Annotated in this window: 22 protein-coding genes; 7 read left to right on the plus strand and 15 right to left on the minus strand. The window is 68.6% G+C overall.

Features of this window, described 5'->3' with window-relative positions; all coding sequences use genetic code 11:
• Positions 1-20 precede the first annotated feature (20 nt).
• The 6 genes from ACIQJ5_RS09475 to ACIQJ5_RS09500 all read right to left on the minus strand — a co-directional run bounded on the left by ACIQJ5_RS09475 (position 21) and on the right by ACIQJ5_RS09500 (position 4,060).
• On the minus strand, positions 21-1,106 hold the full coding sequence (locus ACIQJ5_RS09475; RefSeq protein WP_402843131.1) for a hypothetical protein: 1,086 nt from the start codon (positions 1,104-1,106) through the stop codon (positions 21-23).
• A gap of 3 nt (positions 1,107-1,109) precedes the next feature.
• The gene (locus ACIQJ5_RS09480) at positions 1,110-1,505 is read right to left on the minus strand and encodes a glyoxalase (protein WP_402843134.1); all 396 of its coding nucleotides are present in this window, start codon (positions 1,503-1,505) and stop codon (positions 1,110-1,112) included.
• Between the two features lie 19 nt (positions 1,506-1,524).
• Positions 1,525-2,064, minus strand: a complete 540-nt coding sequence (locus tag ACIQJ5_RS09485; protein ID WP_308070936.1) for a MerR family transcriptional regulator — start codon at positions 2,062-2,064, stop codon at positions 1,525-1,527.
• A 103-nt stretch (positions 2,065-2,167) separates the two neighbouring features.
• Entirely contained in the window at positions 2,168-2,851 is a 684-nt protein-coding gene (locus tag ACIQJ5_RS09490; RefSeq protein WP_231092030.1) for a MerR family transcriptional regulator, read from the minus strand.
• Positions 2,851-3,315 carry an FHA domain-containing protein gene (locus ACIQJ5_RS09495; protein WP_231092138.1) on the minus strand — a complete coding sequence of 155 codons (465 nt, stop codon included), beginning with the start codon at positions 3,313-3,315 and terminating at the stop codon, positions 2,851-2,853. Before ACIQJ5_RS09495 ends, ACIQJ5_RS09490 begins: the two co-directional genes overlap by 1 nt.
• A 181-nt stretch (positions 3,316-3,496) precedes the next feature.
• Entirely contained in the window at positions 3,497-4,060 is a 564-nt protein-coding gene (locus ACIQJ5_RS09500; RefSeq protein ID WP_231092029.1) for a TetR/AcrR family transcriptional regulator, read from the minus strand.
• Positions 4,061-4,162: 102 nt separating this feature from the next.
• On the opposite strand from ACIQJ5_RS09500, the gene lpdA reads away from it, so the two are divergent.
• Complete coding sequence (lpdA, locus tag ACIQJ5_RS09505) at positions 4,163-5,563, plus strand: dihydrolipoyl dehydrogenase (protein WP_231092028.1); 1,401 nt, start codon at positions 4,163-4,165, stop codon at positions 5,561-5,563.
• A gap of 132 nt (positions 5,564-5,695) precedes the next feature.
• On the opposite strand, the gene ACIQJ5_RS09510 is transcribed toward lpdA, so the two are convergent.
• The 7 genes from ACIQJ5_RS09510 to ACIQJ5_RS09540 form a co-directional block, all read right to left on the minus strand.
• Entirely contained in the window at positions 5,696-6,085 is a 390-nt protein-coding gene (locus ACIQJ5_RS09510) for an MmcQ/YjbR family DNA-binding protein (protein WP_402843141.1), read from the minus strand.
• A 31-nt stretch (positions 6,086-6,116) separates the two neighbouring features.
• The gene (locus ACIQJ5_RS09515) at positions 6,117-6,734 is read right to left on the minus strand and encodes a CYTH domain-containing protein (protein WP_231092026.1); all 618 of its coding nucleotides are present in this window, start codon (positions 6,732-6,734) and stop codon (positions 6,117-6,119) included.
• A gap of 1 nt (position 6,735) precedes the next feature.
• Complete coding sequence (locus ACIQJ5_RS09520; protein ID WP_231092025.1) at positions 6,736-6,951, minus strand: response regulator; 216 nt, start codon at positions 6,949-6,951, stop codon at positions 6,736-6,738.
• A gap of 36 nt (positions 6,952-6,987) precedes the next feature.
• On the minus strand, positions 6,988-7,965 hold the full coding sequence (locus tag ACIQJ5_RS09525) for a hypothetical protein (protein WP_402843146.1): 978 nt from the start codon (positions 7,963-7,965) through the stop codon (positions 6,988-6,990).
• Between the two features lie 59 nt (positions 7,966-8,024).
• Complete coding sequence (locus tag ACIQJ5_RS09530; protein ID WP_402843149.1) at positions 8,025-8,996, minus strand: alpha/beta hydrolase; 972 nt, start codon at positions 8,994-8,996, stop codon at positions 8,025-8,027.
• A gap of 130 nt (positions 8,997-9,126) precedes the next feature.
• Positions 9,127-9,714, minus strand: a complete 588-nt coding sequence (locus ACIQJ5_RS09535) for a prepilin peptidase (protein WP_402843152.1) — start codon at positions 9,712-9,714, stop codon at positions 9,127-9,129.
• Between the two features lie 246 nt (positions 9,715-9,960).
• A complete protein-coding gene (locus tag ACIQJ5_RS09540; protein WP_231092021.1) occupies positions 9,961-10,269 on the minus strand; it encodes a DUF1905 domain-containing protein in 309 nt (102 codons plus the stop codon).
• A gap of 48 nt (positions 10,270-10,317) precedes the next feature.
• Between ACIQJ5_RS09540 and ACIQJ5_RS09545 the strand changes: the two genes are divergently transcribed.
• From ACIQJ5_RS09545 to ACIQJ5_RS09560, 4 genes are all read left to right on the plus strand, one after another.
• Positions 10,318-11,463, plus strand: coding sequence for a serine hydrolase domain-containing protein (locus ACIQJ5_RS09545; RefSeq protein ID WP_402843156.1), 1,146 nt, complete (start codon positions 10,318-10,320; stop codon positions 11,461-11,463).
• Positions 11,464-11,570: 107 nt separating this feature from the next.
• Positions 11,571-12,326: a hypothetical protein gene (locus ACIQJ5_RS09550; RefSeq protein ID WP_231092019.1), complete on the plus strand. Its 756-nt coding sequence runs from the start codon at positions 11,571-11,573 to the stop codon at positions 12,324-12,326.
• Positions 12,323-13,873, plus strand: a complete 1,551-nt coding sequence (locus tag ACIQJ5_RS09555; RefSeq protein WP_231092018.1) for a DNA polymerase Y family protein — start codon at positions 12,323-12,325, stop codon at positions 13,871-13,873. Before ACIQJ5_RS09550 ends, ACIQJ5_RS09555 begins: the two co-directional genes overlap by 4 nt.
• Entirely contained in the window at positions 13,873-17,316 is a 3,444-nt protein-coding gene (locus ACIQJ5_RS09560) for an error-prone DNA polymerase (RefSeq protein ID WP_402843159.1), read from the plus strand. Before ACIQJ5_RS09555 ends, ACIQJ5_RS09560 begins: the two co-directional genes overlap by 1 nt.
• Before the next feature lie 455 nt (positions 17,317-17,771).
• Here ACIQJ5_RS09560 and ACIQJ5_RS09565 read toward each other — a convergent pair whose 3' ends face one another.
• Positions 17,772-18,629, minus strand: a complete 858-nt coding sequence (locus ACIQJ5_RS09565) for a 3-hydroxyacyl-CoA dehydrogenase (protein ID WP_402843162.1) — start codon at positions 18,627-18,629, stop codon at positions 17,772-17,774.
• A gap of 2 nt (positions 18,630-18,631) precedes the next feature.
• Positions 18,632-19,219 (minus strand): TetR/AcrR family transcriptional regulator, encoded by a 588-nt coding sequence (locus tag ACIQJ5_RS09570; protein WP_402843163.1) that lies wholly within the window; start codon positions 19,217-19,219, stop codon positions 18,632-18,634.
• A 129-nt stretch (positions 19,220-19,348) separates the two neighbouring features.
• Between ACIQJ5_RS09570 and ACIQJ5_RS09575 the strand changes: the two genes are divergently transcribed.
• Together ACIQJ5_RS09575 and ACIQJ5_RS09580 are read left to right on the plus strand one after the other, a co-directional pair.
• A complete protein-coding gene (locus tag ACIQJ5_RS09575) occupies positions 19,349-20,185 on the plus strand; it encodes an ABC transporter ATP-binding protein (protein WP_402843166.1) in 837 nt (278 codons plus the stop codon).
• Entirely contained in the window at positions 20,182-21,519 is a 1,338-nt protein-coding gene (locus tag ACIQJ5_RS09580; RefSeq protein WP_402843168.1) for an FtsX-like permease family protein, read from the plus strand. The genes ACIQJ5_RS09575 and ACIQJ5_RS09580 overlap by 4 nt, the downstream gene beginning before the upstream one ends.
• The last annotated feature ends 90 nt before the right edge of the window (positions 21,520-21,609 follow it).

The following is a 21,609-nucleotide window of genomic DNA, read 5'->3' on the forward strand; positions in this document are numbered from 1 at the left end:
ACCGTCACCGTCACAATTCGTCACGAAGCCGCGCCGGCGCCGTTCTGCGACGGCGGCTGCCACCCGCCCTCGTCATCGAGAACCCACTCCTGGGGCGACAGATCCTCGAGCACCAGTGTGTTGGTGAGCCAGAACGTCGTGTCGGGATCCCATCCCGCGATGACCGACGCGCGGCTCTCGTCCACCGCCAGCGCACGACCCGCCCCGGCCAGATAGGCGGCGACCGTGAGGTGGACGCCATCCCACTGCTCGGCCACGGCGTCCCAGTCGGGCAGCACCCACTCCCCGGCGCGTCCGGTCGTTCGGAACCAGTCATGACGGCGTGAAGCCGACACATCAACCGACGCATTCCGGCACAGCTTCACCCAGTCCTCCGGGGTGCGGATCTCCAGGACGCGCGATCCGCCGTGCACCGGGAAAGTGCGTGCGGCCTTCGGCCCGTAGCTGTCCTCCATGAGAGCGAGGGCGTCAGGCAGGCGGCTGACGGTGTGCCGATACCACCCCGCCAGCGACCACCACGATCCGGTTCTGGGGTACTCGGGGTCTTCGGGATAGTCGCGCTTCGCGACCGCTTCCTCCGTGACGGTGGCACGCCGCCACTCGCGTATCCGCTCGCGCACGCGGCTGACATCGGTCACCGGATCCAGCGCTGTCTGCTCCGCCAGGCCCTGCGGCGGGTCATACTCCACGAGCCAGTGGTGTGCGGGAGCGGATGTCCACCACTCGATCCCCGCACAGGCGGCGACAGCCTCGGCCATCGGCCGCAGCGCAGCGATCATGCGCCCCTGCGCGGCGAGCACATCGCGACCGTCCGGCTCCTGCCAGTACCGGGCGGAGCAGACGCTGTACTCCAGCGCACGGCCGACGGTCTCCGCCGTCACCATCGTCGATGCGGACTCGACCAGTTCCGCGACGGTCTCCGGTGAGAACTCGCGGTCGGGCTCGTGCCTCCCCCATCCGAAGCTCGCAGACGCTCCGGATCTTGCATCGTGGGCGTGGGACCTCCAGAACACCGCGTTCGTCACGTCGGGGTCTTGCGCTGCGAGTTCGAGACAGAGCCGACGTCCACGGGGTCCGCTGAGCAGTTCTTCGGGGGTCAGTCCCATGCGTCACTCCTGCCTCTGCGCGACGACCTCCGCCTTGAAGCCGTCGGAGTTCTCCAGCCATCCGGCGTAGTGGTCGAGTCCACCAGCGTGCGGGTAGCGCTCGTGGTACAGCGCCGTCCAGCCGTGACCGACGGCGTCGGTCATGAGCCGATCGACAGCACTCCGGTCGCCGCCATGGAACGCGAGGTGGTTGACCCCGGGCCGGCGACGATCGTGGGACACGTCACGCAGATTCGGCGATCCGGTGAACGTCAGATACAGGTCGCCGGCAGCCCAGGTCTCCCCCTCCGGCCACGCAGCCGTTCGCGACCAGCCCAGCTCGTTCAGCAACCACCGCCAGTCGTCCAGGCCGTCACCGGTGTCGGCCACCCAGATCTCGACGTGATGCAGACCGGGCATCGTCTCAGAGACGGAGCGCTCAGGCCGTACGACGTGCGCGCCGGGCGGCGAGCTCGTCGACCGGATCCGGAGCGGTGGGATCGAACTGCACCAGCGTGGACTCGACCTCCCGCAGCACCTTGCCGACGGCGATGCCGAAGACGCCCTGACCGCGACTGACCAGGTCGATGACCTCGTCGTTCGAGGTGCAGAGGTAGACCGAGGCGCCATCGCTCATGAGCGTGATGCCTGCGAGATCGCGGATGCCCTGGGCGCGAAGCTGCTCGACCGCGGTGCGGATCTGCTGCAGCGAGATGCCGGTGTCCAGGAGGCGCTTGACCAGCTTGAGCACGAGGATGTCACGGAAGCCGTAGAGACGCTGCGAGCCGGAGCCGGATGCACCGCGCACCGTGGGTTCGACCAGCTCGGTGCGGGCCCAGTAGTCCAGCTGACGGTAGGTGATGCCTGCGGCGCGGGCGGCCTGCGCACCGCGGTAGCCCACCTCGTTGCCGAGCTCGGGCATGCCGTCGGTGAAGAGAAGCTCAGCGGAGAACTGCGCCTCGTCGCCCTCGTCGAGCATATGCCCGCACCTCCTGATAGAAACTTTCAACTTCTACTCCAAAGTTAGAGCAGGAGTCGTCCTCTCGCCGAGACATTCGCGTGAGCGATTCGGCGTGTCGCTCTCAGGACGAGAGCATCCGCTCCAGGGCGGACTTGACGAAGATCTGTCGCACCTCATCCAAGCGCGCAGCGAGCTCCGGGGCAACCTCATCGGCGCGCGCACGCGAGGGCGCATCGGTCCGGCGAAGGAGAGGAGTGAGAGCGGATTCGATCAGGGCGACCTCGCGCTCCGCGGACTGACGAAGACCGCGCACGTGCCGCGGCTCGATGCCGTGCTGGTCCAGCGCCACGAGGGCACGCAGCATCGTGAGCGCCTGCTCACCGTAGGAATCCCCCGCGGCGATGAGACCGGTGCTGATCGCATCGTTGAGGAGCTGGGCTCCAGATCCGCTCGCGGCGAGCAACTCCGCACGGTTGTACCGGCGAGCCGTGGAGTGGATGGTGAGCGGCACCGGGATGGCCGGTTCCCGACCGGCGTCGATGTCGTCCAGGTAATCGCGAATCACCTGAAGAGGAAGGTAGTGATCTCGCTGCAGGGTCAGTGCGAGCGTAAGCCGCTGCACATCGGCGGGCGAGAACTTCCGGTAGCCCTTCGGAGTGCGCGCCGGCGTGACGATTCCCTGCACCTCCAGGAATCGAAGCTTGGAGCTGGTGAGTGCCGGGAACTCCGGCGACAGCCTCCGCAGCACCTGCCCGATGCCGAGGAGAGAACCGGAAGCCGCCCGTGCGTCGGCGGCGGCGGCCATCAGGCGTCGGTTCCGAGATCAGCGGGCGAGGCGAAGAAGTTCAGGCGGAACTTGCCGATGCGAACCTCGGCACCGTTGGTCAGCACGCCGCGGTCAGCGCGTTCGCCGTTGAGGTAGGTGCCGTTGAGCGAGCGCTGGTCGATCATCTCGAATGTGCGACCGCTGCGCACGATCTCGGCGTGACGGCGCGAGACCGTGACGTCGTCGAAGAAGATGTCCGCCTCCGGGTGACGACCGATCGTGGTGACGTCACCGTCCACCAGATAGCGTGCACCCGCCGTGGGGCCGGAACGCACCAGCAGGATCGCGGATCCGGACGGCAGCGCGCCGATGGCGTCGACCTCCGCCTCGGTGAGCTCGGCTCCAAAGGGCACGAACGACAGGTCGGAATCGTGGCCACCGAAAGTCTGGGTGTTGTCCGATCCCCGGTCGTACCGGTCACCTTCGCGGTGGACCTGGCTCAGGCCGTTCTCATCTGCAGACACGCTCGTCCTCCTTCGTCTGACCAGCCTATCCGAATCATGTTGGGGACAGGCAATTCGAGAGAGGGGTATCCCATACATCTCTGTGCTGATGTTGGTGTTCCGTACGGATGTTCCTGGTCTGATGTCGCAGCGACCGGCGCGTGATGATCGTCGTCTGTCGTCAGCGGCGAACCGTCGCCTCGATCATGGCCCGCAGCGGAGCGTGCAGCGCCTCCAGCGGCATCCCCTCGGCGACGCCCACGACCGCTCGCTGCACGGCACCGGCGAGCAGTAGCGACACGGCGGGGCGCTGCATCGGGTCCACGTCAGCGAGCTCCAGGGCGTCAGCCAGCAACGACGCCGCGTACTCGCGCTCCAGGGCGGCCCAGCGCGCACGATCGATCACGGCGGGGCCGTCGACCAGCAGGATGCGCCGATGGCGATCATCGGCGCACGCCGCCACATAGGCCAGTGCACCAGCAACCAGTACGTCGATCGGGTCGTCTCCGTCCGCCGCGGCGGCGGCCCGCTCAGCGGCATCGGCGTGAGCGTGCTCGACCACCTCCGCGAACAACGCCGTCTTGTCGGCCCAGTTGTGGTAGACCGCTCCCCTGCTGACGCCCACCGCGCCGGCCACGTCCCCGACTGAGACGGCGTGGAACCCGCGTTCAGCGAAAAGCGATGCGGCTGTCCTCAGGAGCGAGATGCGGGTCCGCTCAGCAGCGGCCCGTGTGGCACGAGGCATGCGGAAGTCCCCCTCTGTCGGCTATACGTACACAGTGTACGTATAGCCGACAGACCTCCACGACAGGAGTGACTGCCCGCCGCGGAGCGCTAGGCTGGAGGCATGCCTCACTATGACGTCGTCATCCTCGGCGCGGGCCCCGGCGGATACGTCGCGGCCGTGCGAAGCGCTCAGCTCGGACTGTCCACCGCGATCATCGAAGAGAAGTACTGGGGAGGCGTCTGCCTCAACGTCGGGTGCATCCCGTCGAAGTCGCTTCTGAAGAACGCCGAGATCGCCCACACGCTGACTCACAAGCTGGACTTCTTCGGCATCTCCGGTCAGAACATCTCCATGGACTACGGCGTGGCCTGGGATCGCTCACGCGAGGTGGCCGACGGCCGCGTCAAGGGCATCCACTACCTGATGAAGAAGAACAAGGTCACCGAGTACGACGGCCGTGGCACCTTCACCGATGCCAACACCATCTCGGTCGCGCTCAGCAAGGGCGGCGAGGAGACGGTCACGTTCGACAACGTCATCATCGCCACCGGCTCGACCGTGCGCCTGCTGCCCGGCGTGCAGCTGAGCGAGAACGTCGTCACGTACGAGAAGCAGATCCTCACGCGCGATGTCCCTGAGTCCATCGTCATCGTGGGTGCGGGTGCCATCGGCATGGAGTTCGCCTACGTGCTCTCCAACTTCGGCGCCAAGGTCACCATCATCGAGTTCCTCGATCGCGCCCTCCCCAACGAGGACGCCGACGTCTCGAAGGAGATCCAGAAGCAGTACCGCAACTACGGGATCGACATCCTCACCTCCACCAAGGTCGAGACGATCACCGACAACGGTGGCAACGTCACGGTCACCTACACCGGCAAGGACGGCCAGGCCGGCTCCATCGACGCATCGAAGGTCCTGATGTCGGTCGGATTCGCCCCGAACGTCACCGGCTACGGCCTGGAGAACACCGGTGTCGCCCTCACCGACCGCGGCGCCATCGACATCGACGACCACATGCGCACCAATGTGCCGCACATCTACGCGATCGGTGACGTGACCGCCAAGCTGCAGCTGGCCCACGTCGCCGAGGCTCAGGGTGTCGTCGCCGCCGAGACCATCGGCAACGCCGAGACCATGACGCTCGGCGACTACCGCATGATGCCGCGCGCCACGTTCTGCCAGCCGCAGGTGGCCTCGTTCGGCCTCACCGAGCAGCAGGCGAAGGACGCCGGCCACGAGATCAAGGTGGCGACCTTCCCCTTCATGGCCAACGGCAAGGCTCACGGTCTGGGCGAGCCCGTCGGTTTCGTCAAGGTCATCGCCGACGCGGAGCACCTGGAGCTCCTCGGCGCTCACATGATCGGCCCGGACGTTTCCGAGCTTCTGCCTGAGCTCACCCTCGCACAGAAGTGGGACCTCACGGCCTGGGAGCTGGCGCGCAACGTGCACACGCACCCGACGCTGTCGGAGGCGCTGCAGGAGACGTTCCACGGCCTCACCGGCCACATGATCAACTTCTGATCGATCACGCTGAGGGCGTCGTCCGGGATTCCCGGGCGGCGCCCTCAGCGCATCACGCGCGTTGCGCGACGATGGTCGTGCGACAGTCACGGGCGGTGCCGGCTGCTTCGGTGGCGCTGGGCGATCTCGCCCTCAGTCCGCCGAGCGGTGCGCGAATCTCGCCGGATCGACCGGCCGGTCGCGCCGAGGGATGCCCTCGAGGACGAGCACGTAGGACTCGGTGACGAGCTCGCGCAGCAGCTCCTCGTCGAGGCTTCCTCCGGCGTACACCGTGATCCAGTGCTTCTTGTTCATGTGATAGCCCGCGGTGATGTCCTCGTATGACTCCCGCAGAGCGCGTGCGTCCTCCGGCGCCGACTTGAGCGTCACATGAACCTCGCCGCCACGTGCCCCCTGCAGCATGAAGACCTTGCCGCGGACTTTGTAGACGTCCCAGTCCGGCCCGAAGGGATGAGTGAGTTCGGCACCGGGAAGCTCGTCCGCACGCCGGGCCGCCACCTCGTGCAGGTCTTCCGCGCGCATGCCGGCTCCTCTGCCTTCTCCGTGACCGTGTTCAGTGGCCGAGTGCGCGGGCCAGCTTCGATGCGGACGACGCCGGTCGTGCGCCCGCTCCATGAGCGAGAAGGGTGGCCGCGGCGAAGAACTCGTCCCGCTCGCCCCGATCGGCCGGAGCGGCAGGGCCGAGCTCGACCTCCCATTCCCGCCAGGCGCGCGCCTGCCCTGACCGGAGATCCTCCGCCTCGACGTGGTCGTCCACCATCTCGGCGATGACCCCGCCTTCGCCGTCACGCAGCTCGAACGCGTGGCGTTCGTTACGGATCCGCGCCAGCGGAACCAGCGGCTCCTCGGTCCACTCGGCGGCAGCCTGCCGCACGGTGTCCGGAATGTCGATGCCAGGGGTGATCGGCCAGTGCAGCTCCACCCGCCCGCCGTCGACGATCGGCCCCTTCAGGTGCCAGCCTTCGTCGGGTCCGCCCGTGCGGCGCCGGATGGCCACGCCGGATCGTGCCAGCGTTCCCGACGCTGTGTCCAGATACAGCGCATCCAGCGGGCGGATCTCGGGCCCCACGACCTGATGGACGCCCGGGAGGACGCTCCAATCCGGAAGCGGAGTCGTCGTGTCCGCGTCGAAGGTGACCTCGATCTCGAAACTGCGCTGCGGACCGGCCACGTCAGTCGTCGGAAGGATTGATGGGCTCGGTGTCCTCGACGAAGTGGAACTCCGCCGTCGTGGCGCCGTCCGATGCGCCGGTGTTCTCCAGGGCGCCGGCGCGACGGTACACCACCTGTCCCTCGGTGTAGGGCAGGATCAGCTCATCCTGGTCGGCATCGTCAAGGGGCAGGAGCTGGCCGTCGAGCGGGCCACCGGAAAGTCGTGCAATCGCCATGGCCACATGCTACTCCCGGGCATCGACATCGCCCGGTCATCGCTCCGAGGATCCGGCGAGCCGGAACAGCATCGCGGCGGCCGTGTATCGGGCGCGTCCGAGCGGAGTGCGCGGGTCGTAGCCCAGCGCCTGGGTCAGCGCCTCATGTCGCGCCTGGACGCTGGAGTGGTGCATGCCCAGTGCCGCTGAGGCCGAGCGCATGCTCTCGGCCTCGGCGAGCGCTCGCAGCACGAGCTGTGAACGCTCGTCCAGGGCGGCCAGCGCGACGACATCGGCGGGAGGGTGATCGGGATCGAACGCACGCGCGAGCAGCAGCAGTGAGCCGAACTCCGCGGCGTCGACGATGCGGTCCCGCTCGTCGGCGAGACGTAGAGCGATCAGTGCCGCATCCAGGGACTCCGGGGCATGATCGGCGCGCACCACCGTTCCCAGACCCCATAGCCCCGGCGCCGCGGGCGTGACGAACTCTCGATCCAGGCGCACGCGTACCAGCGCCCGCCGCGTCGGCACGATGATCGTGTCGGCGAGCGCCTCGGATGCATCGGCGGACGTGGCCACCACACGGATCGGGGTCCCGGGCTCGATGCGCAACCGCGCCAGCGCGGTGACCCGTTCCGCCTCACCGGTTCCGGCATCGATGACCGCGTCGATGCCCCCGGGCGCGCGACGACGGGACTCGCTGAGGGCGATGCCGAGCGCCAGCCGCTCCAGGATGACATCGTCGAGTGGGGCGGGTGCGCCGTCCCGTTCGATCCAGGCGCTCCACTCGCCGCCGTCGATCCGCGGCGACCCGTCCGGCGTCGCCTCCTGCGGCGAGCGCCCCTCAGGGTCACGGCGGATGACACGGCCGCGTACGGTGGCTCCCGCCACCGCGTTCGCCATCACCACGGCCCCGCGCAGGAGCGCGTCGACCGAGACGCCACGGGAGATGAGCACATCGAAGTACGAGACGATCCGCAGGCTCTCACTCGCCTCGGGATCGATCGTTCGGAGGTTTCCGGCCAGTCGCTGCATCTGCGCTCCCTCGCGCTCGCACGCCAGTCTATCGATCCGTCCGCCGCGCTCCCGGCGGATCAGGCTCCGATGAGCCGGGCCACCCAGGCGTTCCGGGCTGCCGTCGCCGCCTGCGCCAGAGCGGTGTGCCCGGCGAGCATGTCGAAGCCATGGAATCCGCCGGCCCACACGTGCAGTTCGGCCTGCACACCGTCGCGCCACAGCGATGTGGCGTAGGCGACGTCCTCGTCGCGGAACACTTCGGCCGAGCCGCAGTCGATGTATGCGGAGGGAAGGCCAGTGAGATCGGTGGCACGTGCGGGAGCGGCGTAGATGGAGACGTCGTCGCCACCCCGCCGATCCCCCAGCAGCGCCGACCAGCCGGTCAGGTTCGCGGAACGGACCCAGGTTCCGCGGTCGGGGTACTGGTGGGTGGAGGCGGTGGCATCGCGGTCGTCGAGCATCGGGCAGATGAGGAGCTGGCCGATCAGCGCCGGCCCCTTCCTGTCACGGGCCATCAAGGCCATCGCCGCCGCGAGACCCCCGCCCGCGCTTGCACCGGCGACCAGGATCCGGGCCGGGTCGATACCCAGTTCAGCGGCGTTCTCCGCGGTCCAGATGAGCCCGGCGTACGCGTCCTCCGTGGGATACGGGTCGGGGAATTCCGGCGCGAGGCGGTACTCCACCGTGACCACGACGGCGTCGTGCTCCACGATCCACGGGATCAGCTGCTCGATGCCCACCAGGCGATCGCCCACGATCATGCCGCCGCCGTGGGTGTGGAAGATGCCGGGCCCGAGGCCGGTGTGATCCGCCCGTGAGAGAACGGAGACCTCGATCTCCTCACCCCGATATCCGGGGATCGTCACATCGCGCCTGCTGATCCCGGCCGCCGCGAGGGCATCGGCGACCCGGCTGTCGCCCTCCTGCAGGGCGCCCTGTCGCATGAGGGTGATGGTCTCCGGAGTGACCGGCGGGAGTTGCTCCTGCACGAGGGTGAGCACCGCTTCGGATTCGGCATCGAACGGAGGACGGACGAGGGTGTCGGACATGGGGAACTCCTGTGTTCTCACGCTGGGTCTCGCGCCCGGGAGGGGCGTTTTCCCATCATGAGCCGCATTCGGACGGGCGAGAACCGCCGAATGCGGCGAAGTGAGCGCCGTACGTCCGCCAGGTGCGCGGTCATCGCAGCAGCAGGCCGCACCACCCACCCAGAATGAGAAACGGACCGAAGGGAACGGCCTGATGCGCGCGCAGTCGTCCGAGCGCGAGGCCCCCGAGCGCGAAGGCTCCCGCGCTGACGAAGGCCGCCGCGAAACAGAGGGCGAGCGACTCCCAGGACGCCCAGGACGCGAGCGCTCCCACAAGGCCGGCGAGTTTCACATCACCGCCGCCCACCCCGCCCGGGCGCAGCACCCACAGCAGAAAGAACGCGAGGAACGGACCGAGCGCCCCTCCCGCCGCTCGCAGCACAGCGGAGCCGTCGCCGTCCTGACCCCAGCCGATCAGCACGCATGCCACCAGCGCGGCAAAGCTCGAGAGCATGATCGTGTTGGGCAGACGGTGCTCGGTGATGTCGATCACGGTGAAGGCGGCGCCCGCCACCGCGAGGACGAGGACCGCGACGACACCGACCAGCGGAGATCCCGGAAGCGGCAGCCGGCCGCGGATCATGGCGTCCAGAGCCAGGACCAGCGCGCCGAGGCTGAGCGGAGCCGTGGCGATGGCGACGAGGACTCTCCGGCGGGTCTGCGTGCGGGGTGCGCTCATCCCGGGAGGATAGGCCGCTGCACGCAGCGGCGAGACCGCCTGTGGACAACGAAAATCGCCCGTCCGGAACCGAGGGGGTCGGCGTCGGACGGGCGAAGCCGGGAGGAACGATCTCGGCCTGACCGTCACTCCTGCTATCGCCTTCGGGTGGCGACTCTCGCAGCGCAGGAGAACGAGTACTCCTCCGAGTATGAGACTTTTCTCATGAACTTGCAAACGCTCCCAGGAACCTCAGCCCGGCCCAGATCACGGGAGGACGAGGTCGATGACCACGCGCACGTCCGCTTCTGGCTCCAGCCCCTCGGCCACGCGCACCTCCTTCTTCACGGGAAGGACATACTCCTGACCCACGCCGGGGATCTCCCGCTGCGGGAAGATCGAGGTGCGCCACCGGGTGACACCGATGGTCGCTTCGACCTTGACCGCGCCGAATCCACGTCTCATCCGGGGCAGCTCGGCGATGTCACCGCCGAGCTCGGCGGGAACCGTGACGAAGTACCAGTCCGCCGTACGCGCCTCCCAGCGCCAGAGCGGAGCGTCGAATTCGAATCGCATGCTCTGATCCTGACGCACACCGCCGACACCGCGACATAGGCTCTGCTCATGCGTGCAGAGGCTGTGGACAGGGCCGTCCAGGATGCGGTGGACGAGGGCATTCCGGGGATCATCGCGGGCGTGACGGGCATCGACGGCGTCCGGCACCTGACTGCGCGGGGACGGCCCCGGGCCGACGAGCCCGATCCGCTCCGCGCCGATGGGATCATCGCCCTGTACTCGGCGACCAAACAGGTGACGGCCACTGCCGCCCTGCAGTGCATCGAAGACGGCCTGTTCGCATTGGACACCCCGGTGGCTCGACTGCTCCCGGAGATCGAGCGCGTGGGGGTGCTGGAGAGCGTCGACGCGGACGGGACACCGCACACGCGTCCACCTCGCACCCCGATCACCGTGCGCGATCTGCTGCTGCACACATCGGGTTTCGGGTACGACATGTTCGACGAGCGCCTCGCGCTGCTGGCCCACTCCCGGGCCGGCACCACGACCCCGCTGCGCGATTCCCTGTTTCAGCCCCTGCTGCACGACCCCGGCGAGCGGTGGACCTACGGCATCTCGATGGACTGGCTGGGACTGGTGATCGCCGCCGTGCGCGAGCAGCGCCTGGAGGACGTCCTGCGCACCCGGATCTTCGAGCCGTGCGCGATGACCGATACCTCCTTCGACATGCCGCCGGAACGTGCCGCACGCCTCGTGCCCGCACACCGGCGGCGCAGCGACGGCACGCTGCGCCCCTCCCCGGCGATTCCGCCCGTGCGCCCCGAGGTGGACATGGGCGGACAGGGGCTGTTCGGCACGGTCGCCGACTACCTGGCCTTCCTGCGGGTCTGGCTCGGGGACGGCGCCGCGCCGGCAGGACGCGTTCTGCGACCGGAGACGATCTCCTGGGCGGTACAGGCGATGCCGGGCGTGACGGTGCACCCGTTCACGTCCGCGATCCCCGCGCTCACCCGGCCCGTGGACCTCTTCCCCGGCAGGGCGAAGTCCTGGGCGGTGTCGCTGCTGCGCCTGGAGGAGGACCTTCCCGGTGGCCGCCGGGCGGGCTCCCTGTCGTGGGCGGGACTGGCCAACGTGCACTTCTGGATCGATCGCGGCAGCGGCATCGCCGCCGTCTGGAGCGCGCAGCTGCTGCCCTGGTTCGATGATGCGGCGGAGCGGGGCCTGGACGCCTTCGAGCGCGCCGTGTACTCCTGACGCCCGCTCATCGATCGAATCCGAACGCCGGGCACCAATGTCCGACGTTCGAATTAGTGTGCTCGTATCGCGTTGCGATATTCGAACATACTTTCTAGGATCGATCCATGGCACTGGCACGAAAAACCGATCTCGGCGACCTCGCCGCCGAGATCGAGCGCCTGCAGGGCCGCATCGACACCATGCAGCGACGCCGTGCCGACACAGCCCTGGTGCCCGTCTCCGAGGAGCTCTCCTCGTTGTTTCCCGGAGGCGGCCTTGCCCCCGGTTCCGTCTACGCTGTCGATTCCTCCACCAGTCTGCTGCTGGCGCTACTGAGCGAAGCGTCGCGCGCAGGATCCTGGTGCGCGGTCCTCGGCATCCCCGCACTCGGCACGGAGGCGGCTTCCGCCTATGGCATCGCCCTGGACCGTCTCGCCCTCATCCCCCGGCCCGGCGAGCGCTGGATGTCGGTCGCGGCCGCTGTCTCCGAAGTCATGCCGCTGATCGTCGTCCGCCCGCCGACACGCCCCCGCGACGCCGAGGTCGCACGATTGAGCGCACGCCTGCGAGACCGCGGCAGCGTCCTGGTGATCGACGGCGATTGGTCGGGCGCGGATGTGACACTCCGTCTGGACGATCCGCACTGGGACGGACTCGGCGCAGGGTACGGCCTGCTGCGATCGCGCACCGTCACGGTCACCGCACGAGGACGCCGCTCGTCCGGAACACGACGCTCGCGTGTCCAGCTTCCCGGACCGACAGGGGCCCTGCACACCCCGCAGCCTCCCGTTCCCGTTCCGTTCACCTCCTCCGTCATCGGAGAGGACGAGCTCGCCACCCGCCGCGATGAACGCGTGCTCGCATCTGCGGGGGCACGATGAACACTCCCGAACGCACTCTCGTGCTGTGGTTTCCGGACTGGCCGGTCACGGCGTATTCGCTGAGCCTGCCACAGCCCTGGGATCCCGCCGCCCCCGTGGCGATCATCCGCGCCAACACGGTCATCGCATGCTCCGCATCCGCCCGCGCGGAAGGAGTACGACGAGGAAGCCGCCGCCGCGACGCACAGGCCGCCTGCCCGTCGGTCCATCTCGTCGCCGACGATCCGGATCGCGATGCACGATTCTTCCAGCCGTTCATCGCCGCCGTCGAAGAGCTCTCCCCCGGCGTCCAGCTGCTGCGCCCCGGCCTGTGCGCCTTGCGCGCCCGTGGCCCCGCCCGCTACTACGGCGGTGAGGACGAGGCGGCTCGCGTTCTTCTGCGCGTGCTTTCCCAGCATGGTGCACCGGGAGTGCGGGCGGGAGTCGCGGACGGCCCCTTCACGGCCGAGCATGCGGCGCGGGCAGCCGCGGCGGACGATGTCCACATCGTCGCCCCGGGAGACTCCGCCGAGTTCCTGTCCCCCCTCCCGGTAACGGTGCTCGACGAGCCCGCACTGGCCGACTTCCTGGCTCGGCTCGGAGTGCGCACTCTGGGCGAGTTCGCCGCACTCGATCCCACCCGCGTCCATGATCGTCTCTCCGAAACCGGCGCACGCCTGCAAACGCTGGCCGCCGGAGCGGACTCGCGTCCGGTGACCAGTCGCACCCCGCCGCCGAAACTGTCCCGCGAGGTCTCCTTCGAGCCGCCCCTGGAACAGGCGGATCAGGTCGCGTTCGCGGTGCGCACCACAGCGGACGCGGTCATTCGGGCGCTGGCCGATGTGTCCCTGGTGTGCACCGAGCTGCGCATCGAACTGCACGATGATCGTGGTCACATCGCAGAGCGCATCTGGCTGCATCCCTCGTGCTTCGACGCCAGCGGGATCGTGGATCGCGTCCGATGGCAGTTGCAGAGCTCGTGGGAGGCGTCCGAACCGCTGCTGGCAGGAGGCGTCTGCCGGGTCAAGCTCATCCCCGAGGCTGTCGACGATGCCGCGCACCATCAGCCGGGCCTGTTCGGCCAGGGCACCGATGCCCGCTTGCACCATGCCCTCTCCCGTGTGCAGGGAATCCTCGGCCATGAGGGGGTGCTGGTCGCCGCCGCTTCGGGCGGTCGTCTGCTCGCCGATCGGCAGTCCCTCATCCCCTGGGGCGATCGTGCGGTCCTCACGCGGGATCCGCACCGCCCGTGGCCTGGACGGATGCCGGACCCGCTGCCGACGACGGTCTTTCGTGAGCGCCGCTCCGTCCGCGTGCTCGGGCATGACGGGGAGCAGATCGAAGTGGACGAACGCGGTGTGCTGAGCGCAGAACCGGTGATGCTCCTCCATGACGACTCATCGCGTCATGTGGAGGGGTGGGCCGGCCCCTGGGCGCTGCGCGAACGGGAGTGGGACGCGGAGAACGCCGTCCGCGCTCACCGCCTGCAACTGCTGTGTGCCGACGAATCCGCCTGGCTCGTACTGCGAGACGAGTCCGGATGGCGCGTGGAAGGGAGGTATGACTGATGGGATTCTCCAACCCGCCGATCTCCTGGTCGAAGCTGGAGAAGGTGCTGAGCGGCACTCGGGAGACTCCCGTACCGGCCGGAGCCGATGGCGGGGACAGCCCCGCATGGAGCCGGCACCGCGGAGCCTATTCGCCCCCGCCCGTGGTGCGTCCTGAGGACGCGCTGCCCTACGCCGAGCTGCACGCCCACTCCTCGTTCTCCTTTCTGGACGGAGCCTCCTCCCCCGAAGAGCTCGTCGAAGAAGCGGAACGGCTCGGACTTCATGCCCTTGCCCTCACCGACCACGACGGCTTCTACGGCATCGTCCGCTTCGCCGAGGCTGCAGAGGCGACGGGCGTCAGTACGGTGTTCGGTGCGGAGCTCTCCCTCGGGCTGCCGGGCCCGCAGAACGGGCAGGCCGATCCGGCGGGAGCGCATCTGCTCGTGCTGGCTCGCGGCGAAGAGGGGTATCACCGGCTCGCAGGAGCCATTACGCGAGCCCAGCTGCGCGGTGGCGAGAAGGGCCGCCCGGTGTACGACCTCGACGAGCTCGGTGCACAATCCGGCGGCGAGTGGGCGGTGCTCACCGGATGCCGCAAGGGCCTCGTCCGGCAGGCACTGGAGGGACCGGATTCCCCGTTGCTCGGCCGGCTGCTCGGAAAGTCCGCTACCGGCGCCCCCGGTGTCGACGGAGCATCCGCGGCGCTGGAGCGACTGTCCGCGCTGTTCGGGCGTGACAACGTGCACGTGGAGCTCACCGATCACGGCGAACCGGAAGACACCGTGCGCAACGACACCCTCGCCGCGCTGGCCGCCCGGCATCGTCTCCCCACTCTCGCCAGCAACAACGTCCACTACGCCCGCCCCCGGCAGTCGCACCTCGCCTCCGCCGTCGCCGCAGTGCGTGCGAACCGGAGCATGGACGAACTCGACGGCTGGCTTCCGGCACACGGCGGAGCGCATCTGCGTTCCGGAGCGGAGATGCACCTGCGCTTCACGCGGTATCCGGGAGCGGTGGCACGCACGGTGACCCTCGCCGACGAGCTCGCCTTCCCCCTGCGTCGCGCCCGCCCGGCGCTTCCGAAGCAGGACGTTCCGGAGGGGCACACCCCCATGAGCTATCTCCGCGAGCTGGTGCACGGTGCAGTGCCTCGGAAGTACCCGCATGCCGATGCCGAGGTCATCCGGCGCATCGACGACGAGCTGGCCGTCATCGAGCAGAAGGATTTCCCGGGCTACTTCCTCATCGTGTACGGCATCGTGCAGGAAGCGCGCCGACGAGGAATCCTCTGCCAGGGACGCGGATCGGCTGCGAACAGCGCCGTCTGCTATCTGCTGGACATCACCGCGGTCGACGCGATCAAGTACGACCTGCCCTTCGCCCGCTTCCTCTCCTCCCTCCGCGATGAGGAGCCCGACATCGACGTGGACTTCGACTCCGATCGTCGCGAGGAGATCATCCAGTGGGTGTACGGCGAGTACGGTCGCGAGCGCGCCGCGCAGGTGGCCAACGTGATCCAGTACCGCCCGAAGAACGCAGTGCGCGACATGGCTCGGGCACTGGGGTACTCCCCCGGCCAGCAGGATGCCTGGTCCCGTCAGATCGAGCGCTGGGGGGCTGATCTGTCCAGTGAGCAGAACCACGACATCCCCGGCCAGGTGGTCGAGTACGCCACCGAGCTGCTCAAGGCTCCGCGCCATCTGGGCATCCATTCGGGCGGGATGGTGCTGACGGACCGGCCTGTCGGGGAGGTCGTTCCCGTCGAGCATGCGCGCATGGCGAACCGCACCGTGATTCAGTGGGACAAGGATGACGCCGCATGGATGGGGCTGGTGAAGTTCGACCTGCTGGGGCTCGGGATGCTGGCGGCGCTACAGCACTGCTTCGACCTCATCGAGCAGTCCACGGGCGAGGTCTGGAAACTGGAGACCATCCCCAAGGAGGAGCCCGCGGTCTTCGACATGCTGTGCCGCGCTGACTCCATCGGCGTGTTCCAGGTGGAGTCGCGAGCCCAGATGGGACTGCTGCCGCGCCTGCAGCCGCGGCGGTTCTACGATCTCGTCATCCAGATCGCCCTGATCCGTCCCGGTCCGATCCAGGGTGGTGCCGTGCACCCGTTCGTGCGGCGCAAGATGAAGCAGGAGAAGATCACCTACCCGCACCCCAAGCTCGAATCCGTGCTGGAGCGGACCCTGGGGATCCCGGTCTTCCAGGAGCAGCTCATGCAGATGGCGATGGCCATCGGCAACTGCACCGGTGAGGACGCCGATCTGCTGCGGCGCGCGATGGGATCCAAACGCGGGCTGGAGCGCATCGATTCGCTGAAGGAGAAGCTCTACGCCGGTATGCGCGAGAACAACCTCAGCGATGAGGCGGCGGATGCCATCTACGCACAGATCCAGGCATTCTCGAACTTCGGTTTCGCGGAGTCCCACTCGATTTCGTTCGCCCTGCTGGTCTACGCCAGTTCCTGGATCAAACTGCACTATCCGGCGGCGTTCCTGGCCGGGCTCCTGCGTTCTCAGCCGATGGGCTTCTACTCGCCCGCGTCTCTCGTCGCCGACGCCCGCCATCACGGGGTCCAGGTGCTCCGTCCTCACCTGGAGCTGTCCGGTGCCACCGATGGGGTCGAGCTGATCGGCGATGACCACACGGCCACCGGGCTGGATTCCTGCCTGGACGCCACCCAGCCCCCGGTGGGGCTGTTCGATCGCGAAGCACCGGATCGCTCCGCCGCCCATCGCCGGGATGGAGCGTGGGCGGTGCGGCTGGGCCTTGCCGGGGTGAAGGGCATCGGAGCCCCCACCGCCCGCCGCATCGTGGCAGAGCGTCAGGCCCGCGGGAGGTTCGCCGACCTGCACGATCTGGTGCGTCGCACCGGCATCACCGCGGTTCAGGTGGAGTCGCTCGCCACCGCCGGTGCCTTCGAGCATCTCGGCATGAGCAGACGCGAGGCGCTGTGGCAGGCGGGTGCTGCCGCGGAGGATCGTTCCGAGTACCTCCCCGGGACGGCGATCGCTGTGCAGCCGCCCCTGTTCGCCGATCCCTCCGCCTACGAGACCCTGGCCGCAGATCTCTGGGCCACCGGCGTCTCCACGGACGATCATCCGATGACGCACTTCCGCTCGGTCCTGAACGATCGCGGTGTGCTGCGTTCCTCTCAGCTGCGCACGCACGAGACCGGTCGTCGGGTGCTCGTAGCGGGCCTGGTGACGCACCGGCAACGCCCGGCGACTGCCTCCGGCATCACGTTCCTGAATCTGGAGGACGAGGACGGACTGGTCAACGTGATCTGTTCACAGGGCGTGTGGAACCGCCATCGTCGCGTGGTGCGCGACTCCCCCGCTCTCATCATCCGCGGCATGCTGGAGCGTTCGCCCGAAGGTGTCACGAACATCCTCGCCGACGATTTCGAAGATCTGAGAGTGGGCGTCTCGCATGCCTCCCGCGACTTCCGCTGATCAGCCGCCGTCGCCGATGTCCCGGGTGTCCCCGCCGCCCGCGCCACGACCGCTCGCACGGGACGACGATTATCCCCGGCCGGCCGCGCCTCGACCGGAATCACCCCGACCGCCCGCGCCACGCCGTGACCACCCCGACCGCCCGCGCCACGACCGGAATCACCCCAGCCGCCCGCGCCAAGCCGTGACCACCCCGACCGCCCGCGCCAAGCCGTGACCACCCCGACCGCCCGCACCAAGCCGGAATCACCCCGACCGCCCGCGCCACGACCGGAATCACCCCGACCGCCCGCGCCACGACCGCGCTCACCGCCACCGTACGCACCGCCATCGCACACCCCGCAGCAGCACGGCATCGGGCCCGGGCGAGTCTCACGGGAGACTCGCCCGGGCCCGGTGCAGGACGGCCGCAGAGCCTGCTCGACGTCACCGCCGAGCGCAGCCCTGAAGCGTGGTCACTTGCCGTAGGAGTAGAAGCCCTCGCCGGTGGCGATGCCCAGCTTCCCCTTGTCGATGTAGTTCTCCTTCAGCCAGGCGGCGATCTGCTGGCCCTTCTCATCTCCGTGGCTGGAGATGTTGTACGGCGTGGTCAGGCCGATCACGTCGAGGATCTGGAACGGGCCCATCGGCGCTCCGGTCGCGATCCGCCACACCTTGTCCACGTCGGCGGGCTCCGCGTACCCGAACGCGGCCAGTTCCATGCCGGCATCCAGGAACGGCACCAGCAGCGAGTTCAGCACGTAGCCGGCCTTCTCCTTGCGGATCGGGATCGGCACCATGCCGATCTCGGCAGCGAACTCGACCACGCGGTCGAAGACGGCCGGATCGGTGTCGGGCGTCGACATGACCTCACCGGTGTTGAACTTCCACACCTGGTTGGCGAAGTGCAGCGCGAGGAACCGGTCGGGACGACCGGTGAAGTCCTTGATGTCGCTGGGAAGCAGCGTGGACGAGTTGGTGGCGAAGATGGTCTTCTCCGGTGCCAGCTCACCGAGCTTGCGGTAGGTGTCCTGCTTGATGGAGAGCACCTCCGGAACCGCTTCGATCACGAGGTCGGCATCTGCCACCGCCGCGGCAAGGTCTGCGCTCAGCACGATGCCGTCGCGGGTGGCATCGGCCTTGTCGGCGCCACCGTCGACATCGGTGCGATAGATCTCGGCAAGCTTGGCGAAACGGTCCCGTGCAGCCGTCAATGCGGTCTCGTCGATGTCGTACGCCGTCACCTCGAACCCGTGGAACGCCGTCTGGAAGGCGATCTGCGAGCCGAGCACGCCGGTGCCGAGAACGGTCACCTTGCGGATGTCACTGGTCATGTCTATGTCCTTTCCTCTGACGCGGTTGCGCCGCGCACGATCTGCTGGATCTGAAGCCGGACCGAGCGGGTTCGCTCGACCGGAGTGAGAGACGCGCTCACGAGCGCGAGGTGAAGTACGGCGAACACCGAACGAGCCGCGATGTACGCTGCCGCGTGGTCGACGGGCAGGAGCGCGGCGACCGCTTCCTCGAGGCGGACGATCACGGCGATCCCCTCCTGGCGATGCGGTTCGTCCGCACCGCCGAAGAGCAGTTCACGCTGGTAGGCCATCGTGTTCTCGGCGTTGCGCTCGGCGAGCGCGAGCACCGGCTCGACAAGGGCGAACACCGCCTCTGCGGGGTCGGCGATCGCACGCGCCCGAGCGATGCCGCCGTCCACCGACGCCGCGAAGGCGTCGTTCTCCACCATCAGGATGAGCTCCCCCTTCGTGGCGGCGTACCGGAACAGCGTGCCGGCCGCCACGTCGGCGCGCTCGGAGATCTGCTGCGTCGTCACGCCGGAGAACCCGCGTTCGGCGAACAGGTCACGAGCGGCCGCGAGAATGCGGTCCCGCTTGTCCTGCTTGTTGCGATCTCGTCGCCCGCTCATCATCACTCCTGAGTTTGCTCATTTATGAGTGTACTCACTTTTCTGGATGATGGGGTGTCATGCGCGAGGATGACCGGAATCAGCCCGCGGGCCGACGCGTCCGCACCGGCGATTGCGGAGGCTGGAGGCATGAACTCGATCATCCGCGCAGACAACCTCGTGAAGACGTACGGCGCCACCACCGCCCTGGCCGGGGTGAGCCTGGCCGTGAGCCCCGGCGAATCAGTGGCGATCATGGGCGCGTCCGGGTCCGGGAAGACCACCCTCCTGCACACCCTCGCCGGCGTGATCACCCCGGATTCGGGCTCCGTGATGCTGAGCACCGGCGCAGGAACACAGGATGTCGCCCGTATGAGTGACAACGAACGTTCGCGGCTGCGCCGGGAGTCCTTCGGCTTCGTGTTCCAGCAGGGCCTGCTCCTGCCGGAGCTCACGGCGCTGGAGAACGTCGCCCTCTCCGCGATGCTGACCGGCGCCTCGCGCACGGATGCCGAGGCGCGGGCGCGGATGTGGCTCGCACAGCTCGGTCTGGGCGGCATGGAGGATCGGCGCATCGGCCAGCTCTCCGGCGGTCAGGCTCAGCGAGTGGCCATCGCGCGCGCCCAGGTCACCGGGGCGCCCGTGGTGTTCGCCGACGAGCCGACGGGAGCACTGGATTCTCGCACCTCATCCGAGGTGATGACCGCGCTCATCGCGGCGACGGCGGGCCAGGGCCGCACCCTCATCGTCGTGACGCACGATCGCACGGTGGCGACGCGCTGCAGCCGCATCATCGAGATGCGCGACGGCCGCATCGCGGGAACCTGGGCCGCCCCGCAGGCGGAGGGCACACCCGGGGCATCCTCCGCGCAGCCGAACGCGCCCCGGCAGGACTCTCCCGTCCCGGCGGTCACCGCCTCCCACCCGGATGCACTCCTTGCCGCTGTGGCGATGCCCACCTCCGCACGGGCAGGAGACGCACGATGAACTCACGCATGATCAGGCAGGTCCTCTCCCTGTCGCTGCGCAATGAGAAGGGCAGCCGCTCCACCGTGATCCTGCCGCTCGTCGCGTTCGCGATCGTCACGGCGCTGATCCTGGTGCTCTTCGGTGGAGCACAGACGTTCTGGGCGTACCAGGACGAAGTGTCGATGATGTATCAGGCGCTGGCTGTGATCGCGCTCGCTCTGCTCCTCCCACCGATGCTCTCACTCGGCGGTGCCGCCGCACGTCTGTCGGCGGGGCGTCGCGATGAGAGACTCTCGACCCTCCGCCTGCTCGGCGTGCCCTCCTCGGTGATCCGGGTGGCGACGGTCGTAGAATCGGCCGCCATCGCATTCCTCGGCGCCGTTCTCGGATCGCTCGGCTCCTTCGCTCTCCTCCCATTGATCGCGCTCGTGCCGTTCCGGGGCGCCCCGCTCAGATTCGCAGCCGTCGTCCCGCCGCTCTGGGGCTTCGCAGCCGTGGCCGCGACGGTCGTCCTACTGGCGGCGGTCAGCTCCATGCTCAGCCTGCAGCGCGTGATCCTCTCCCCACTCGGTGTGCGAACGCGTCAGGACGCGCCGCGCCTGTCGTGGCTGCGGCCGGTGATCGCCGTGGTGTTCGTCGCCATCGCCTCGACCGTCGCCGGCGCGATCGGCGGCGTGGCCGCGGCACCGTTCATCATCCTCGGCATCCTCGCGCTCTGCTTCGGCGGCACGCTCGCCCTTCTCAACCTCGTCGGCCCGTGGGTGCTCGCCACCGTCGCTCGCGGTCAGGCACGCCGAGCGGCAACGCCCGCGAAGCTGCTCGCCGCCCGCCGTGTGACCGAGGACCCGAAGGCTGCGTGGCGGCAGATCTCCGGCATCGCCATGACCAGCTTCATGTCGGTGTTCGCGGGTGCGGGCGTCTCCCTGCTCGGCATGATCGGGAACGATGCCGGCAACGCCACCGACCAGTTCCTGATCGCAGATATCCGGACCGGGCTGATCATCACCGTGGTGGGCTCGTTCATCATGGTGGCGTGTGCGGTGGGGGTCTCGCAGTCCGCCGACGTCATCGACCGCCGCGAACTGTCGCGCTCGTTGACGATGCTGGGCACGGAGCTCTCCACCATGGACGCCGCCCGCCGCCGTTCGGTGATGTCACCGCTGCTGATCACCAGCCTCGGATCGGCCGCGATCGCTGCCATCGTCCTGTTCCCGCTGGTGGGCGCGAGTCTCATCATCGCCCCGCTCACCTTCGTCGTCATCGGCGGTGTGCTCCTCGTGGGTGCGGGGATCGTGCGGATCGCCCTCATGACCTCCCGCCCGCTCCTGGCAGGGACCGCACGCATCAGCTGACGCTCGTCTGACGTCACACGTACGGAACCGTGACACTCCCCAGGAAGAGAGGAGGTGTCACGGTTCCGTGCACCCTCTGCGCCTCGGCGT

The organism is Microbacterium sp. GXS0129 (assembly GCF_044769785.1).
Classification (GTDB): domain Bacteria; phylum Actinomycetota; class Actinomycetes; order Actinomycetales; family Microbacteriaceae; genus Microbacterium; species Microbacterium nymphoidis.

Coding starts and splice junctions, on each gene's coding strand:
- ACIQJ5_RS09510 (WP_402843141.1), bottom strand. CDS start 6,085: ATGCGCGCGGAAGACCTGCACGAGGTGGCGGCCCGGCGTGCGGACGAG.
- ACIQJ5_RS09525 (WP_402843146.1), bottom strand. CDS start 7,965: ATGCAGCGACTGGCCGGAAACCTCCGAACGATCGATCCCGAGGCGAGT.
- lpdA (WP_231092028.1), top strand. CDS start 4,163: ATGCCTCACTATGACGTCGTCATCCTCGGCGCGGGCCCCGGCGGATAC.
- ACIQJ5_RS09555 (WP_231092018.1), top strand. CDS start 12,323: ATGAACACTCCCGAACGCACTCTCGTGCTGTGGTTTCCGGACTGGCCG.
- ACIQJ5_RS09500 (WP_231092029.1), bottom strand. CDS start 4,060: ATGCCTCGTGCCACACGGGCCGCTGCTGAGCGGACCCGCATCTCGCTC.
- ACIQJ5_RS09530 (WP_402843149.1), bottom strand. CDS start 8,996: ATGTCCGACACCCTCGTCCGTCCTCCGTTCGATGCCGAATCCGAAGCG.
- ACIQJ5_RS09475 (WP_402843131.1), bottom strand. CDS start 1,106: ATGGGACTGACCCCCGAAGAACTGCTCAGCGGACCCCGTGGACGTCGG.
- ACIQJ5_RS09545 (WP_402843156.1), top strand. CDS start 10,318: ATGCGTGCAGAGGCTGTGGACAGGGCCGTCCAGGATGCGGTGGACGAG.
- ACIQJ5_RS09485 (WP_308070936.1), bottom strand. CDS start 2,064: ATGCTCGACGAGGGCGACGAGGCGCAGTTCTCCGCTGAGCTTCTCTTC.
- ACIQJ5_RS09580 (WP_402843168.1), top strand. CDS start 20,182: ATGAACTCACGCATGATCAGGCAGGTCCTCTCCCTGTCGCTGCGCAAT.
- ACIQJ5_RS09535 (WP_402843152.1), bottom strand. CDS start 9,714: ATGAGCGCACCCCGCACGCAGACCCGCCGGAGAGTCCTCGTCGCCATC.
- ACIQJ5_RS09575 (WP_402843166.1), top strand. CDS start 19,349: ATGAACTCGATCATCCGCGCAGACAACCTCGTGAAGACGTACGGCGCC.
- ACIQJ5_RS09480 (WP_402843134.1), bottom strand. CDS start 1,505: ATGCCCGGTCTGCATCACGTCGAGATCTGGGTGGCCGACACCGGTGAC.
- ACIQJ5_RS09570 (WP_402843163.1), bottom strand. CDS start 19,219: ATGAGCGGGCGACGAGATCGCAACAAGCAGGACAAGCGGGACCGCATT.
- ACIQJ5_RS09550 (WP_231092019.1), top strand. CDS start 11,571: ATGGCACTGGCACGAAAAACCGATCTCGGCGACCTCGCCGCCGAGATC.
- ACIQJ5_RS09520 (WP_231092025.1), bottom strand. CDS start 6,951: ATGGCGATTGCACGACTTTCCGGTGGCCCGCTCGACGGCCAGCTCCTG.
- ACIQJ5_RS09490 (WP_231092030.1), bottom strand. CDS start 2,851: ATGGCCGCCGCCGCCGACGCACGGGCGGCTTCCGGTTCTCTCCTCGGC.
- ACIQJ5_RS09565 (WP_402843162.1), bottom strand. CDS start 18,629: ATGACCAGTGACATCCGCAAGGTGACCGTTCTCGGCACCGGCGTGCTC.
- ACIQJ5_RS09540 (WP_231092021.1), bottom strand. CDS start 10,269: ATGCGATTCGAATTCGACGCTCCGCTCTGGCGCTGGGAGGCGCGTACG.
- ACIQJ5_RS09560 (WP_402843159.1), top strand. CDS start 13,873: ATGGGATTCTCCAACCCGCCGATCTCCTGGTCGAAGCTGGAGAAGGTG.